We start from the raw sequence: 14,453 nt of genomic DNA, 5'->3' as shown, positions 1-14,453 counted from the left end.
AGCGCGACCCGCGGATGGCTAAAACGGGCTTACCGAAAAATAGCGCAGCCACAGGTCGGTGTACTGACCCTTTTCCCAGATGCGGAACATGGCCCAGTTGAGGGCCTGGCGCAGCACGTCGTTGCCGCGGCGGACGGCAATGCCGATGCCCTCGCCGAAATACCGGCTCTCGGTGAAGGGGCCGCCGCTGAAGGCGCAGCAGTCATCGGAATCGGTGCCATTGATCCAGAACGCGAGCGAGATGGCGTCGCCGAAAATAAGATCGACCTCGCTGCGGCGCAGCGCCTGGCGCAACGCTTCGTCGTTCGGCAGGCTGACGATCACCGCGTCGGTGAAGAAGGCCTTCAGGTAGGCCTCGTGCGAGGAGCCGGCGATCACCCCGACCTTTTTCGCCTCGAGATACTCGGGACGTATCTCCGGCAGCACGGTGTCCTTGCGGGCGACGAAGCGCGCCGGCGCGCGGTAATAGGGGTCGGTGAAATCGACCCGCTGGCGGATCGACGGCGTCGGCGCCATCGACGCGATCGCCGCGTCGCCGCGGTTTGCGGCAAGCGAATCCAGAAGCGTTTCGAAGCGCCGCATCTGGATCGTGCACGTCACCTTGATCTCGGCGCAGAGAAGCCGCGCAAGATCGACGTTGAAGCCCGCAGGGTTGCCGTCCGGCCCGGTGAAATTGAAAGGCGGATAATCCGTCTCGGTCAGGAAGCGGATCACCGTAATGCGCGTCAGGTCGGGCCGGTCGGGGCGCCGGCGCGGATCCCAGAAGCCCGGCACGGCCTGAACCGCGGTCGGGGCACTGGGCGCAACCGCCGGCGCTGGCGCCTGGGCAAGCGCAGGGGGAGAAGCCAGCGACACAAGTGCCAGGGCAACGGCGAAAATGATCGTGAAAACCTGAGGCATCAAATCTTGCCGGCGCAGCGGGTGACTTTGCGCTTATACCCTCTAAAGATAACGCTTCAAATCGCTGGCCGCCTCTTCCGGACGGCGCTTGATGTTAAACGGCGCGACGAACTTGCCGTCGCGATCCATCAGGTAGATCAGCGAAGTGTGGTCCATCGTGTAGTCGCCATCCTTCAGCGGAACCTTCTTCGCGTAGACCCGATAGGCCGACACGATCTCGGCGACGGCCTCCGGGCTGCCGGTGAGCCCCTTCAGGTTGGCATCGAAGCTCGACAGGTAATCCTTCATGGCCGCCGGCGTGTCGCGTTCCGGATCGACCGAGACGAAGTATGCGTTGACGCGCTTGGCGTCGTCACCCATCGCTCGCAGGATCTCCGACATCTCGAACAGCGCAGTTGGGCAAACGTCAGGACAATGCGTGAAGCCGAAGAAGATGATGGTCGGCTTTCCTTGCAGGTTTTTGTCCGTAACCACCTGACCCGCCTGGTCGACGAGCTGGAACGGACCGCCGATCGCCGACGCGGCCGTCACGGCCCGCGGCCCGCCGAGCAGCCAAAGCGTCAGCGCAAGTCCGATCGCGAGGCTTGCGGCAAACGCAGCCACGATAATGAGCGGGCGGGAGAGGCGTTCGTTCATGGGGCGGTCCAGACTGGCTTCAGAAGCACGCGGCGATGCCGGCCGCAATCATCTCGAAAAATACGGCCGTTCCGTAGTGCGCCCACAGCAGCACCGCAGCGACCAGCAAGGCGGCGGCTGCCGCAAGCGCGGCGACGAGCGCGACCGGCACGCGTCGCGCGGGCGCGCGAGGCGCCGACGATTGTCGCTCCGCGTCGGTGCGGGATACGTCCACGCGTGCTCTCCTGCGATCGGGCCGATCCGTCGCTCTCGCCTATTCAAATAGGCCGCGCGCGAATGCCGGGCAAGCGGACAGACCGCCCCAGCATTCCCTAATCCTCGATGGGATAGCAGTTGGAACTAGTTTCGGCCGCGCGAGGACGCCTGGGCGTCCATGTAGCAGGGGCGATACATGCCCGCGAGCTGACGGCCCGACAGGAAGATCATCCGCGGCTTCAACCCGCCGCGCTGGTTGATCCAACGGCGAATGTGCGGAGGGTACATCGAAAACAGCATCCGCGTCGCTTCCGGATTTGTCACCGCCTGCCCACGTGCGCCGAAATCCCAAGCGGCATGAAAGCCGAAGTTAGCGCGCGATGTCACGCAAATCCGGTCCGGCGACACGGCGCCGAGCACGATGGTGCAGGCCGAAGCGCACAGGCCGTCGATCATGATGGGTTCATTGGAATTGCGGAGGCTTTGGTACTTGTCGATGTAGGTGCCTATCCGGCCGCCGCGGTCATCGGCAATGCGCATCATCGCGTGGCTCGAAGCGACACCTGCCAGAAGGAGAACCGCCGCGAGCAAACCCGTTACGATCTTCATGTCCTGCCCTATGGCCCCGGATTCGTGATGCGCGGGGCGTTTCCAAACTTCTTGCGAGTACTGACAATTGTCTAGATCGGCGCGATCGATCGAACAAGATTCAAATTCAGTGTTGCGCAGAAGATGCACCAAATTCCCAATTTGGTACGACTATGGACACATCTTTTGCGGCATCGCTGATGGTTCCGAACTCGAACGGCAGGCCTTGACCGGGTTCCCGACCGGGAGCTTCATTCCTGCGCGACGCAGGGGAACACAATGGCATACGATACCGACGTGATCGTCGTAGGCGCGGGCCTTGCTGGACTTGTCGCTGCCACCGAAATCGCAGACACCGGCAAACGCGTCATTCTGCTCGACCAGGAAGGCGAGCAGAACCTCGGCGGACAGGCGTTCTGGTCGTTCGGCGGATTATTCCTGGTGAACTCACCCGAGCAGCGGCGCCTCCGCATTAAGGATTCCTTCGAGCTCGCCCTGCAGGACTGGTACGGCGCGGCAGGTTTCGACCGCGCAGAGGACTACTGGCCGAAGCGCTGGGCTGAGGCCTATGTCGCGTTCGCGGCCGGAGAAAAACGTGGCTGGTTGCGAGCCATGGGACACCGGATCTTCCCGGTGGTCGGCTGGGCCGAGCGCGGCGGCTACGACGCCATGGGCCATGGCAACTCAGTTCCGCGCTTTCACGTAAGCTGGGGAACCGGTCCTGGCGTCGTCGAACCCTTCATTCGTCGCGCGCGCGACGCCGCGGCTCGCGGCCTGCTCACATTCAGGTTCCGCCATCGCGTCGATGCGCTCTCCGTAACCAACGGCGTCGTCGATGGCGTCAGCGGCGCCATTCTTGAACCCTCCGCAGAACCACGCGGCGTCAGCTCATCGCGCAACGTCGTCGGCGAGTTCGCCCTCGGCGCACAAGCCGTGATCATCGCCTCGGGCGGCATCGGCGGCAATCACGATCTGGTTCGGCAGAATTGGCCGAAGCGACTCGGCGAGCCGCCGAAACACATGGTGTCCGGCGTGCCGGCGCATGTGGACGGGCGGATGATCGGTATCGCCGAACGCACCGGCGCCCGCGTCATCAATCGCGACCGCATGTGGCATTACGTTGAAGGCCTGCACAACTGGAACCCGATCTGGCCTGGCCACGGGATCCGCATCCTGCCCGGTCCATCGTCGATGTGGTTCGACGCAACCGGCAAGCGGCTGCCGGCGCCGCTCTATCCCGGCTACGACACCCTCGGTCAGCTCCAGCACATCATGGCGACCGGCCACGACTATTCCTGGTTCATACTGACGCAGAGCATCATCAAGAAGGAATTCGCGCTCTCCGGCTCGGAGCAGAACCCGGACCTCACTTCGAAGAGCTGGCGCATGACGGCGCAGCGCGCGACCAACAAGGGCGCGCCGGCACCAGTCGAAGCCTTCAAGACCAGCGGAGCGGACTTCATCGTCCGCGACACGCTGCCGGAGCTGGTCGACGCGATGAACGCGCTCGTGCCCGGCAAACTTCTCAAGCTCGAGGACATCCGGCGTCAGATCGAGGCGCGCGACCGAGAGATCGACAATCCGTTTGCCAAGGATTCCCAGGTCATCGGCATTCACAACGCGCGTCGCTACATCGGCGACCGGCTGATCCGCACCGCGAAGCTGCATCGCATTCTCGATCCCGCCCATGGGCCGCTCATCGCCGTGAAGCTGAACATCCTCACGCGCAAGACGCTCGGAGGTCTCGAGACGGATCTGGAGTCGCGCGTCTTCGGCAGCAATGGTGAGATCATGCTAGGCTTCTATGCCGCCGGCGAAGCGGCGGGCTTTGGCGGTGGCGGCATGCACGGCTATCGCTCACTCGAAGGCACCTTCCTCGGTGGCTGCCTGTTTTCGGGCCGCAGCGCCGGCCGTGCAGCGGCAAAGGCGGTGGCCTGAGCGTCGTTGCGATTACCTCGCGGGTAATCGCTTTCCCTCTTTCGTTGACCGATGCTGTGCGCATTGAGGCAATCGAACTGAAGGAGAAAGTAAATGACCGACGCCCAAGCCATCGCACAGCGCTACATCGACCTCTGGAACGAGCGCGACGGAGCTCGCCGGGCGGACATTCTCGCCGCAACCTGGTCAAGCGACGCGCGCTACACCGATCCGCTTGCGACGGCGAGCGGGCATGCGGACATCAGCAAGCTGATCGGCGGTGTGCAGCAGCGCTTTCCTAAATTCAGCTTTGCGCTGATCGGCAAGGCCGACGGGTTCGGCGACCACGTGCGCTTCTCGTGGGCACTGGGTCCAAAAGGCGCCGATGCGCCGATCAAAGGCACCGACTTTGCGTTTGTCGAAGGCGGCAAGTTCAAGAGCGTGACCGGCTTCCTCGATCAGGTGCCGCAGGCGGCGTGAAGCCAATCGCCGTCATTGCGAGCCATAGCCGTTCGAAGAACGGCGTCGCTTCGCTCGCCTATGGCGAAGCAATCCAGTCTGAGTCCGCCGCAAGCACCGCGCTGGATTGCTTCGTCGCTGCGCTCCTCGCAATGACGCCTGCTCTCACGGAAAAAGCCCGCGCGTATTCTTCGCCGCACGAACGCGCTCGACGCCGGTCGCCATCGCTGCGGTCCGATTATAGATATCGTCGCGGCGGGCGCGTTCGATCATGTTGCTGAAGGCCGTGTCGAGGATCTGATATTCGCGCCGCATGACCTCGTCTTCACCCCAGAAGAACTGGGCCAGGTCCTGCACCCATTCAAAATAGCTGACGACCACGCCGCCTGCGTTGCAGATGATGTCGGGGATCACGAAAATCTCATCCTTGCGCCGCTCCAGGATCAGGTCGGCGTCCGGCGTCGTCGGACCGTTCGCGGCTTCCGCCAGAATTCGGCAGCGCAGATTATTGGCGACATTCGCGTCGATCACCCGCTCCACCGCTGCCGGCACCAGCACGTCACAAGGCATGGTCAGAATGCTCTTCGGGTCGGACGCGAGCTCATTGGAATAGCCGGCGAGGCTGCCGCGCTGCGCCGTATGCGCGATCAGGCCCGGCACATCGAGACCGGCTGGCCGGTGCAACGCAGTGGTATGATCGCTGACAGCGATGATCTTCACGCCGGCCTTGTGCAATTCCGACGCCGCGATCGAGCCGACATTGCCGAACCCCTGCACGACGGCGGTCGCGCCATTCGCTTCGATCGACAGGTCCTGCATCACGCGCCGCGCCAGATGGGCGACGCCCCGCCCGGTCGCTTCCCTGCGGCCGAGTGTTCCGCCCGCGCTCACCGGTTTGCCGGTGACGATCTCAGTTACAGTGCGCCCTTGGTGCATGGAGTAGGTGTCCATGAACCACGCCATCACCTGCTCATCGGTGCCCATATCCGGCGCCATCACATCGATGTGCGGCCCGACGAACGGGATCAGTTCCTGCATATAACGCCGCGCCAACACCTCGAGCTCCCGCCGCGAGATCTTCTTCGTATCGACGGCGATGCCGCCCTTCGCGCCGCCGTAAGGCAGTCCGGTGACCGCGCACTTCCAACTCATCCAGACCGCGAGCGCCGCGACCTCGCCGAGGTCAACATTGGAGGCAAAGCGCGTGCCGCCCTTGGTGGGCCCGAGCGTGAGGTGATGCTGCACGCGGTAGCCTTCGAACACCGCAATGGTGCCGTCGTCACGTCGGATCGGACAAGCAACGGTCACGGCGCGTTTCGGTAGCAACAGACGGTCACGCTGATCGACTGGGATTTCGAGATAATCGGCGATGACGCCGAACTGCTTCGCCGCCATGTCGAAGACCGGACCGCTGTAGATTGTCATCGGCTGCTCCTTTGAGGGAACTCTCAATGTCGACGAAACGGCGCGCGTTGACTAGGGTGGTGCTTCTAACGTTGGCATCACGTTGCGGCGACTTTGTCGGCGAACCTTAGAACCGGGAGGGACACTAGCAACTTTATGAAGTGAGTGGCTTTTTTGGGATTTGATGTTCTTACTGAGAACTGGACGGTCGCCCTCAGAACGATCGCTGGGCAGGAATCCAACACATCTGTTGCGTGACGCGCGGGACACCCCGCGGAACGCGATCCTATGCGGTGCGTTTGCCCTCGCAAGGATGGAGATGCAGATGGCAGGTAAGGATTTTGAAACCGACCGGGGCAGCGGCGCGGTCATTACGGCGCTCGCTGTGCTTGCGCTCGTGGCAATGGCCACGCTCTACATGCTGTTTCCGGTGGACCGCGGCGGAGGCAAGGACACGCCGCAAGCGAAGATAGGTCAGACGGCCACCGAATCCGGCACCACGGGCCAGAGCAGGCCGCAGCCGTGAAACACGACGAGCAAAAGCCCGCGCGCAAGAACGATCACGCTGCGATCATACTCGTGGGGCTCGTGGTGCTGAGCCTTCTGACAACGTTCAGCCTTCTTTACGCCCTGACACCGCCGACCGTCGCCACCGTCGAGTCTCAATATAGCTTGAAGCAGGAATAGGCCCAGCGTTCGTTGCCAACTCGGTTCGGAGACGGGAGAGCCGATCACAACGCAAAGAAATTGAAGCGGCCGCGGCATTGCCGCGGCCGCTTCGTTTGGGTGTCCCTTACCAGTGTCGATGTCCGCCGCCGATGCCGATGCTGACACCCGGCGCATCGAAATGCACACCCGGTCCACGGCGGTAGTGGCGATCCCGATAGCGCGGCCCGTAGTAGTTGTACGAGTCTCGCTCGATGATCGTGCGCCGCGAACCGCGGTCGCGCCAGCAACGGCCGTATTCGTCACAAACCGTACGGACGTTTTCGATGCCATTGTCGAACCCAGGCGCCGTCGGGCTGAGCGGCGCCGCCTGCGCACTACCAGCCACCAGCGCGGCCGCGCCGGCGAGAATCGGAACTGCAAACTTCATCATGATCGACGTCCCTTGTGGTTGTCGGTGCTGGCTAACCGCGCGAAACATCCAAACGTTCCGCAAATTTAATAGAATCGTCACGGAACGAATGCGGCGCACAGATGGCCGGTCAGGAAAAGTCTCCCAGACTTGCGGAGTCTGATGCATGCTCGGGTCGGCAGTTGATTTCGCTGTCGTCGCCCCTACAGTGAACCTCACGCGGGCCTAACACCGCGGAATGACAAAACGACAGAGGGGGATCGTTCAATGAAGCGCTTGAGCAGGCTTGTCGGCTCGACCCTTTTCGCACTCACCTTTCACTCACTTGCGTCTTCCCTGGCACCGGCCCTTGCGCAACAGGATTATCCGAACCGGCCCATCACCTGGGTCGTGCCGTTCTCGCCCGGTGGCGTGACCGACAACGCCGCGCGCTTCACGGCAAAGTCGCTTGGCGAGCGGCTCGGCCAGCCGGTGGTGGTGGAGAACAAGCCGGGCGCCGGCGGAATCGTCGGTTCGGAATACGTCGCCAATTCGAAGCCCGATGGCTACACGTTCCTGTACGCATCCTCCGGACCAATGTCGACCATCCCGGCGACGCGCAAGAGCATGTCCTACGATCCGATCAAATCGTTTACGCCGCTCTACGGCATGGCCGCCTCGCCACTGGTCATGGTGATCGCTGCCGACAAGCCGTACAAGACGTTCGCCGAATTCGTCGAACATGCGAAGAAGAATCCCGGCAAGCTCAATTTCGCATCGATCGGCACGGCGGCCGCCCAGCACCTCACCGGTGAGCTGTTCGCCATGGGCACGAAGACCGACGTTGTGCACATTCCCTACAAGGCGACGCCGCCTGCGCTCGCGGACATCATGTCGGGCACGATCGACTTCATGTGGGAGTTCTCGGTCGTTCTGAAACCCATGATCGATGCGGGCAAGCTGCGGCCGCTCGCAATCAGCGGCGCGAAGCGGCTCCCGAGCCTGCCCGATGTGCCGACGACCGCCGAACTCGGCTATCCGCAGATCGTCTTCAATCCCTGGTCGACGGTGGTGATGCCGAAAGGCGTGCCCAAGGACGTCGCCGACAAGTTCATCGCTGCCTTCGCCGAGGTGATGAAGGAGCCCGCCACGATCAAGTACTACGATGATAACGGCTCGACGATTTTGCCGCCCATGCCGGGCGAGAAACTCACCGAGTTCCTGGTGAGTGAAAGCGCGAAGATGAAAGCCATCATCGAGAAGGCGAAGATCCCGGTAGAGTGAGGCATGTGCTTCGGCTGCGGAACCAGTCGGCCGCCTCGCTCACTCAAGGAACGAAAAGCCCATGGTGCGTGCGTGGTAGTGCAGGCCGCCGTCCTGAACGATCAGAAACAGCGCCCGGCTGTTTCCGTTGTTGTGATGTGAATGCGGCGCGCCCGGCGGTGTCACGAGCGTAGCCCAAGGCTGCCAGTCACAGCGGCGTCCGTCGACCATCGAAAAGCAATCGTCACCGTGCAGCACAAGCGTGATCGCCGCGGAATTGTGTCGGTGGGCGCGCTGATGTTCGCCGGTCGGCAGGGTATTCAGCGACAACGTCAATGTCGGCATGATGTTGCGGTTCTCCGCCATGCGGTCGGATGAGAAGATCAGCGCCAGTCCGGAAATGGTTTCATCGGCACGCGTCGCGGACATGATGGCGATCTGTCGTTCGATCTCGACAGCCGGATAGTGCACCGGCTCGATCGGACCGGTCACCGGCGAAGCGGGCGCGACGGAATCGACAGCAAGCTGCGGCTCGTTGCTGACGAGCCAAAGCACGGCACGCTCGGCAGCGTGATGGACCGCGGCGATGCCGCCCGGCAGCACGAACACATCGCCCGCGCCCCAGCGCAACAGCTCGCCGTTGCATTCCGTGGTTCCGCCCCCTTTGATCACATACCAGACCGAGCCCGTGGCCGCGAAATCCGAAACAAGCGTGCCGCCCGCTTCGATCGTGGCATAGCGCGCAAGCATCAACGGCGTGGTCGCCGGAAACGCACAGGCCATGGCGCCGGCCTGGTCGCAGGCGACAAAGCCGGTCGCAGTGTTCTCCGCCAGCGCCATTGTCGGCTCATCAACGAATACGCGGGACGGCACCGGCGGCAACTTGATGTTGAACGCGTTGCCGGAATTGAAGAAACGCGCCCGCGCGCCGGCCGCATCTGTCGGCTCGTTCGGTAGTTGCATCGGAAGGTCGGCCATATGGATTGTCTTGTCGACAGATTTCAGCATCTCGCTCTCCTCAAGACTAAGCAGCCGTCGCATGATCCCTGATGGCCAGCTCGCGCAGCACCTGCGCCAGCACCGACGCGCCAGCCGCAACATGTGCCGGCTCGGCCCATTCATGCTCGACATGGCTTGCGCCGTTCCGGCACGGAATGAAGATCATGGCGGCCGGACAGACCTTCGCCAGATGGCGCGCATCATGGCCGGCGGCCGACGCGATCGCCATCGCCGGCTGGTGCTGCTCTCGCGCTGCGCGCGCGATGCGTTCGCGCAAAGCGGCGTCGAACGTATTGGACGGCGCGTCGACCAGTGGCACGACGGTGACAGCACACGGTGATGAATGATCGCGGCAGAGAACGGCAACGCGGTTACCGGCGGCATCAAGCACGGCGTTGTCCGGATGCCGCAGGTCGATGCTGAAGGTGACGCGCGAAGGCACCACCGAGGGCGCGTTGGGCTCAACTGCAGCGTAGCCGATGGTGAACTTGATGGCCGGGTCGATGGTGCCGATCTCGGCATGAAGCGCGCTTGCGATGCGGGCAAACGCGGCGAGCGCATCTCGGCGCTGGTGCTGCACCAGCGTACCGGCGTGACCTTCGGCACCTTCGATCGCGACTTTGAACGTCTTCTTTCCTTGGATGCCGGTGACGACGCCGATCACATGTCCCGTGGATTCAAGGACGGGCCCCTGCTCGATGTGCAATTCGATATAGGCTGCCACAGGGAAGCCGAGCGGCTTGCGTGGCAATGCCGGAAATGCCGCGTGCAGCCGGTCGAGCGCGGCGCCGACGCTGATGCCGCCTGTATCGCGCACCGCGCGGATCACATCGAGGCTGCGTTCGCCGGTGAAAGCCTCCGAACCCATCATGCCGGGTGCAAACCTGCTGCCCTCCTCGTTCATCCAGCCGACGATGATCAGGTCGCGCTGTGGCGTCTCACCTCGCTCCGCGAGCGCGGCAACCGCTTCGAAGGCAGCCAGCACGCCCGCGGCGCCGTCGAACTTGCCGCCCGTCGGCTGACTGTCGAGATGGCTGCCAAGAAGGATGGGCAGCGCGGCAGGGTCGCGGCCGGCGAGCGTGATGAACAGATTGCCGGCCGCATCGGTGGCAGCGGAGAAGCCGGCCTCCTGCGCCCAGCCAAGCATGAGATGCCAGGCTGCGATCTCGCCATCGCTGAGCGCCTGGCGATTGACGCCGCCGGCCGGCGTGGCGCCGATCTCGGCCAGCGCCATCAGCCGCGACCATAACCGATCAGCGTCGATCAGGGATCCAGAGGCCGGCATCGATGCTCAAGAGGTACGCATGATCTGGCCCGGCAGTGCGCGAGGATCGCGCGGCAGCCAGCGCCCTGCCTCGACCTGCGCAATGAACTCCGCGAGCAACGCGTTGAAAGCCGCCGGCTCCTCGAGATTCAGCGTGTGACCGGTCTTCGGAAACACGGAAAGGCCGCAGGCCGGAATCGTTTTCTTCAGAAAGATGCCCGGCTGCAGGCAGTGATCGTCCTCGTCACCGACGACCACGAGCGTCGGCACGTTCATCTGCTTGAGATCGGCTTCGAGGTCGTAGAACGATGGCCGGCGCGCCTGCACGCCGCGCATGGTGTTGGCGGCACCCCGGTCGGAATGGGTCGCGAGACGATCGGCGAACTCCTGCCAGCCGCGCGGATCCTTGTTCTGGAACTGCACCCGGCTCGCGCCCAGCGCATAGATTTTCGAGAATTCCTTGGCACCCTGCTTTTGGAATTGCTCTGCAACCTCGAGCGATACGCCGCGAAAATACTCTTCGAACTCCTTTTCGCAGCCATAGCCAGCGCCGGCGACGGTCAACGAGAGCGCCCGTTCCGGTGTGCGCAGGCCGAAATGCACGGTACAGAAGCCGCCCATTGACAGTCCGACGACATGGGCCTTGTCGATGCCCAGCCCGTCGAGGACGGCGACCGCATCGTCGGCAGCTTGCGCCTGGGAGTAGGCCTCAATGCTCTCTGGCACATCAGACGGCGGATAGCCGCGCGCAGCATACGTGATGCAGCGGTGGCGGCGGCTGAAATAGCGCAGTTGCGGCTCCCAGCTCGCGTGATTTCCGCCGAACTCATGGATGAAGAGGATCGGCATGCCTTCGCCAGCCTCTTCCACATGCAGCTTCACACCATCGTTTGCGACGACCAACATCTGACGTCTCCTTGAATCTAGAATTGCGGCGGCAGCTCATTCAGCGTTCGTGCCTGCGCCACCATCTCGGGCAGCAGCGCGCAGAACTTCTCAACCCACGCCGAGGGCACCGAGGTGCTCACCTTCACGAAGCGATCGCCAAAGCGCTCGGTATGATAGGTGCCCTGGCGGATCATGATCCCCTTGCGGCGATAGCATTCGACCAATGCCTCGGGACGGATGCCGGCGCCAGCGGTTTCCAGCACCAGGAAATTGCCGTGCGACGGGAAGATCGGCAGATCCAGACCGACCAAGCCGGCCGCGTCGCGAATCATGACTTTATTGGCGGCATCGATCGCTCGGACCTTGCTCATCCATTCCGGCTTGACCGACAACCCGGCCTGGGCCGCCCGTTGCGCCACCACGCTCGCCCCCAGCACGCTGGTGGCGGTGCGGGCAAACTCCTCGAATAAATGCGGCGCAGCGATCAGCGCGCCGATCCGCAAGCCGGCGAGACCGAGCCACTTCGAAAAGCTCATTGACACCACCGCCCCCTCCGGCGCGGCATGAAGCGCAGGGTGGTGACCGTCAGCAAAATCACGATAGGTGCAATCGTGCACGAGCAGCGCGTCGCAATCGCGGGCAATCGCTGCGAAGCTCTCGATCTCCGCAGCCGTGTAGCGAATGCCTAGCGGATTGTTGGGATCCACCAGGTAGATGATCGCCGTGCGCTCATCGACATGAGCCTTCAGCGCCGCGGGCGTCAGCCTGTAATCGCAGGCGGGATCGTAGATCGGGATCTCGATCACCTCGGCGCCCTGCTGTCGTGCGAACAGGCATGGCCACTTCCAGGTCGGATCGGTGGTGACAAAGGTCGTCCCTGGCCGGCAGCGTGCGCGGCAGATCATCGCCAGCGCGTTCACACCGCCCTCGGTCACCAGCGCCTCGGCGCCGGCGACGCCGAGGTCCTCGACGATGGCCCGGCGCAATGCTTCGAAACCAAGCGGCGGCGCGTAGGCATTGAACTCGCCGGCCTCGATCGAACGCACCATCGCTTCCGTGACCGCGGGATGGCTTTCGATGTGGTTGGTGTTCTGGCCTAACCAGTAAAGGCCCGGCGTCGAGGCAAGCTCGTCAAAATAGCGATTGCGGATGAGAGCGGTGGACATCGGTACCGGTCTTCAGATCACGGAGCCGCGCGCGGCGATGCCGCCGTCGATCGTTACGACGGTGCCGGTAATGTAGCCGGCCCTCGGTGACGACAGGAAGGCGACCAGATCGGCGACCTCTTCCGACGAGGCCGGGCGCTTGCCGGGATATTTGTCGAACAGCTCTTCCCAGCGGTCTTCGTCACCGAGCATGTCGATCGCCTTGCGCTTCATGATCTTCAGCATGCGATCGGTGGCGACCGGGCCGGGATTGACCGCAATCACGCGGACCCCATGGTTGAGACTCGCGCCACCGAGCGCCTTTGTGAAGGACATCAGCGCCGCATTGCCGGTACTTCCCGCGATGTAGCTCGCGTCCCAGTTCTCACCGGAATTGCCGATGATGTTGAGAATGACCCCGTCCTTGCCCTTCATGCGCGGATAGTAGAGGCGCGACAGGGTGATGTAGCCGAACACTTTCAGGTCGAAGCCACGCCGCCAGTCCGCGTCGCCGAGGACCTCGAGCGAGCCGGCCGGGATGTCGCCCGCATTGTTGATCAGGATATCGATGTCGCCGACCTGGGCCGCGAGCTTCTCCATCGCCGCGGTGCTCGACAGGTCGAGACCGTGGACGGTCACCTTCACACCATGCGCGGCTTCGAGCTTTGTCTTGGCCTGGACCATGGCTTCCGTGTTGCGGGCAGCCAGATGCAGGTGACATCCCTCGGCAGCAAAGACCTCCGCGACCGCGAGCCCGATTCCTTTCGAGGCGCCGGTGATCAAAGCCGTCTTGTTTGTCAGGTTGAGTAGCACGCCAAATCTCCGAGAATGCAAATCGATATACAAGCGAAAGCAATTTGCATACCAAGGAAGGCGAAGCCTCATTCGAAGGCGGCAAGAAAGTCCAGAAGGTTGTAGCCGAGCAGGTTGACGTGATCGCGCATGGCGCTGTGCGCGCGCTCGGCGTCATGGGCCAGAATGGCCTGCATAATCGCCTCGTGCTCGCGGATCGTATCCGCAATCCGGTTCGGCATATGTGTGACGCGCCGGCGATAGCCTGCCACCTGGTTGCGCAGCTTGCGCGTCTGTTCGGCCAGGAAGGCGTTGCGGGAGGCCTCGTAGATCGCCTCGTGGAATTCCTGATTGATGTCGTAAAAGGCGTCGATGTCGCCTCGCTCACCAGCCGCAATAAGCCGCTGATGAACCGCGGAAATTTCGCCACCCCAGGCCTTCGACACCCGACGCGCGGCGAGCCTTGCGCACAGCCCTTCGAGCTCGGCCATCACCTGAAACATCTCGATGAGCGCCGGCGCCCTGATGGTTCGCACGGTCGCGCCCTGGCGCCCGCGCAGCTCGATCAGCTGATTGGCGGCCATCAGCCGGAACGCCTCGCGCACAGGCGTCCGCGAGACGCCGAAGCGCAGGGCAATCTCCTGCTCGTCGAGGCGGCTGCCAGGTTCTAGCCGGCCGGACGCGATCGCTTCTTCGAGCGTCCGGCGCAGCCGCTCCGCCAGGGTCTCACCTGGGGTCAGCGGGAGACTCTCGTGCCCATTTTGAGCGCGCTTGCCGCCATTTTGTGCACCGAGCTCAGTCACTTTGTCTCTCCAATGCGCATCTGAGTATACATTGAGGTTGCATCATCCGCTGCGAAGACCGTGCAAGTACGCGACTCGGCCGCAGTCGCCGCAGCTTCAGCAACCTCTTTGCTGAAGTTCATCGCAAATTCCATGCCTGAATT

Annotated in this window: 17 protein-coding genes; 5 read left to right on the top strand and 12 right to left on the bottom strand. The window is 63.2% G+C overall.

Annotated elements, in window-relative coordinates:
• Positions 1-18: 18 nt before the first annotated feature.
• The 4 genes from RCO31_RS21735 to RCO31_RS21720 all read right to left on the bottom strand — a co-directional run bounded on the left by RCO31_RS21735 (position 19) and on the right by RCO31_RS21720 (position 2,340).
• Positions 19-900, bottom strand: coding sequence for a transporter substrate-binding domain-containing protein (locus RCO31_RS21735; protein WP_308970592.1), 882 nt, complete (start codon positions 898-900; stop codon positions 19-21).
• Positions 901-942: 42 nt separating this feature from the next.
• The gene (locus RCO31_RS21730) at positions 943-1,536 is read right to left on the bottom strand and encodes an SCO family protein (RefSeq protein WP_308970591.1); all 594 of its coding nucleotides are present in this window, start codon (positions 1,534-1,536) and stop codon (positions 943-945) included.
• A gap of 19 nt (positions 1,537-1,555) precedes the next feature.
• On the bottom strand, positions 1,556-1,750 hold the full coding sequence (locus RCO31_RS21725; protein WP_308970660.1) for a hypothetical protein: 195 nt from the start codon (positions 1,748-1,750) through the stop codon (positions 1,556-1,558).
• Positions 1,751-1,875: 125 nt separating this feature from the next.
• A complete protein-coding gene (locus RCO31_RS21720) occupies positions 1,876-2,340 on the bottom strand; it encodes a hypothetical protein (RefSeq protein WP_308970590.1) in 465 nt (154 codons plus the stop codon).
• Between the two features lie 258 nt (positions 2,341-2,598).
• Between RCO31_RS21720 and RCO31_RS21715 the strand changes: the two genes are divergently transcribed.
• Together RCO31_RS21715 and RCO31_RS21710 are read left to right on the top strand one after the other, a co-directional pair.
• On the top strand, positions 2,599-4,257 hold the full coding sequence (locus RCO31_RS21715) for an FAD-binding dehydrogenase (RefSeq protein WP_308970589.1): 1,659 nt from the start codon (positions 2,599-2,601) through the stop codon (positions 4,255-4,257).
• A gap of 93 nt (positions 4,258-4,350) precedes the next feature.
• On the top strand, positions 4,351-4,716 hold the full coding sequence (locus RCO31_RS21710; RefSeq protein WP_308970588.1) for a nuclear transport factor 2 family protein: 366 nt from the start codon (positions 4,351-4,353) through the stop codon (positions 4,714-4,716).
• A 144-nt stretch (positions 4,717-4,860) separates the two neighbouring features.
• Here RCO31_RS21710 and RCO31_RS21705 read toward each other — a convergent pair whose 3' ends face one another.
• Positions 4,861-6,120 carry a Glu/Leu/Phe/Val dehydrogenase gene (locus tag RCO31_RS21705; RefSeq protein ID WP_308970587.1) on the bottom strand — a complete coding sequence of 420 codons (1,260 nt, stop codon included), beginning with the start codon at positions 6,118-6,120 and terminating at the stop codon, positions 4,861-4,863.
• Between the two features lie 304 nt (positions 6,121-6,424).
• Between RCO31_RS21705 and RCO31_RS21700 the strand changes: the two genes are divergently transcribed.
• Both RCO31_RS21700 and RCO31_RS21695 read left to right on the top strand, forming a co-directional pair.
• Positions 6,425-6,625, top strand: a complete 201-nt coding sequence (locus RCO31_RS21700) for a hypothetical protein (protein WP_308970586.1) — start codon at positions 6,425-6,427, stop codon at positions 6,623-6,625.
• Complete coding sequence (locus RCO31_RS21695; protein WP_308970585.1) at positions 6,622-6,786, top strand: hypothetical protein; 165 nt, start codon at positions 6,622-6,624, stop codon at positions 6,784-6,786. The genes RCO31_RS21700 and RCO31_RS21695 overlap by 4 nt, the downstream gene beginning before the upstream one ends.
• A 106-nt stretch (positions 6,787-6,892) precedes the next feature.
• On the opposite strand, the gene RCO31_RS21690 is transcribed toward RCO31_RS21695, so the two are convergent.
• The gene (locus RCO31_RS21690) at positions 6,893-7,198 is read right to left on the bottom strand and encodes a hypothetical protein (RefSeq protein WP_308970584.1); all 306 of its coding nucleotides are present in this window, start codon (positions 7,196-7,198) and stop codon (positions 6,893-6,895) included.
• Between the two features lie 246 nt (positions 7,199-7,444).
• Between RCO31_RS21690 and RCO31_RS21685 the strand changes: the two genes are divergently transcribed.
• On the top strand, positions 7,445-8,440 hold the full coding sequence (locus RCO31_RS21685; protein ID WP_308970583.1) for a tripartite tricarboxylate transporter substrate binding protein: 996 nt from the start codon (positions 7,445-7,447) through the stop codon (positions 8,438-8,440).
• A gap of 39 nt (positions 8,441-8,479) precedes the next feature.
• Here RCO31_RS21685 and RCO31_RS21680 read toward each other — a convergent pair whose 3' ends face one another.
• The 6 genes from RCO31_RS21680 to RCO31_RS21655 all read right to left on the bottom strand — a co-directional run bounded on the left by RCO31_RS21680 (position 8,480) and on the right by RCO31_RS21655 (position 14,310).
• On the bottom strand, positions 8,480-9,427 hold the full coding sequence (locus RCO31_RS21680; RefSeq protein WP_308970582.1) for a cupin domain-containing protein: 948 nt from the start codon (positions 9,425-9,427) through the stop codon (positions 8,480-8,482).
• 16 nt (positions 9,428-9,443) lie between these two features.
• A complete protein-coding gene (locus RCO31_RS21675) occupies positions 9,444-10,703 on the bottom strand; it encodes a Zn-dependent hydrolase (protein WP_308970581.1) in 1,260 nt (419 codons plus the stop codon).
• A 6-nt stretch (positions 10,704-10,709) separates the two neighbouring features.
• Positions 10,710-11,588, bottom strand: a complete 879-nt coding sequence (locus RCO31_RS21670) for an alpha/beta hydrolase (RefSeq protein ID WP_308970580.1) — start codon at positions 11,586-11,588, stop codon at positions 10,710-10,712.
• Between the two features lie 17 nt (positions 11,589-11,605).
• Positions 11,606-12,736: a pyridoxal phosphate-dependent aminotransferase gene (locus RCO31_RS21665; RefSeq protein WP_308970579.1), complete on the bottom strand. Its 1,131-nt coding sequence runs from the start codon at positions 12,734-12,736 to the stop codon at positions 11,606-11,608.
• Positions 12,737-12,748: 12 nt separating this feature from the next.
• Positions 12,749-13,528 carry an SDR family oxidoreductase gene (locus tag RCO31_RS21660; protein WP_308970578.1) on the bottom strand — a complete coding sequence of 260 codons (780 nt, stop codon included), beginning with the start codon at positions 13,526-13,528 and terminating at the stop codon, positions 12,749-12,751.
• 68 nt (positions 13,529-13,596) lie between these two features.
• Positions 13,597-14,310: a GntR family transcriptional regulator gene (locus RCO31_RS21655; protein WP_308970577.1), complete on the bottom strand. Its 714-nt coding sequence runs from the start codon at positions 14,308-14,310 to the stop codon at positions 13,597-13,599.
• Positions 14,311-14,453 lie beyond the last annotated feature (143 nt).

Source organism: Bradyrhizobium sp. LHD-71 (genome assembly GCF_031157255.1).
Lineage (GTDB): Bacteria > Pseudomonadota > Alphaproteobacteria > Rhizobiales > Xanthobacteraceae > P52-10.
This window is presented reverse-complemented; position numbering and strand designations above follow the sequence as displayed.

Excerpts from the sequence above, each read along its gene's own strand:
- RCO31_RS21735 (WP_308970592.1), bottom strand. The coding sequence starts at position 900 with ATGCCTCAGGTTTTCACGATCATTTTCGCCGTTGCCCTGGCACTTGTG.
- RCO31_RS21730 (WP_308970591.1), bottom strand. The coding sequence starts at position 1,536 with ATGAACGAACGCCTCTCCCGCCCGCTCATTATCGTGGCTGCGTTTGCC.
- RCO31_RS21720 (WP_308970590.1), bottom strand. The coding sequence starts at position 2,340 with ATGAAGATCGTAACGGGTTTGCTCGCGGCGGTTCTCCTTCTGGCAGGT.
- RCO31_RS21715 (WP_308970589.1), top strand. The coding sequence starts at position 2,599 with ATGGCATACGATACCGACGTGATCGTCGTAGGCGCGGGCCTTGCTGGA.
- RCO31_RS21710 (WP_308970588.1), top strand. The coding sequence starts at position 4,351 with ATGACCGACGCCCAAGCCATCGCACAGCGCTACATCGACCTCTGGAAC.
- RCO31_RS21705 (WP_308970587.1), bottom strand. The coding sequence starts at position 6,120 with ATGACAATCTACAGCGGTCCGGTCTTCGACATGGCGGCGAAGCAGTTC.
- RCO31_RS21700 (WP_308970586.1), top strand. The coding sequence starts at position 6,425 with ATGGCAGGTAAGGATTTTGAAACCGACCGGGGCAGCGGCGCGGTCATT.
- RCO31_RS21690 (WP_308970584.1), bottom strand. The coding sequence starts at position 7,198 with ATGATGAAGTTTGCAGTTCCGATTCTCGCCGGCGCGGCCGCGCTGGTG.
- RCO31_RS21685 (WP_308970583.1), top strand. The coding sequence starts at position 7,445 with ATGAAGCGCTTGAGCAGGCTTGTCGGCTCGACCCTTTTCGCACTCACC.
- RCO31_RS21680 (WP_308970582.1), bottom strand. The coding sequence starts at position 9,427 with ATGCTGAAATCTGTCGACAAGACAATCCATATGGCCGACCTTCCGATG.
- RCO31_RS21675 (WP_308970581.1), bottom strand. The coding sequence starts at position 10,703 with ATGCCGGCCTCTGGATCCCTGATCGACGCTGATCGGTTATGGTCGCGG.
- RCO31_RS21670 (WP_308970580.1), bottom strand. The coding sequence starts at position 11,588 with ATGTTGGTCGTCGCAAACGATGGTGTGAAGCTGCATGTGGAAGAGGCT.
- RCO31_RS21665 (WP_308970579.1), bottom strand. The coding sequence starts at position 12,736 with ATGTCCACCGCTCTCATCCGCAATCGCTATTTTGACGAGCTTGCCTCG.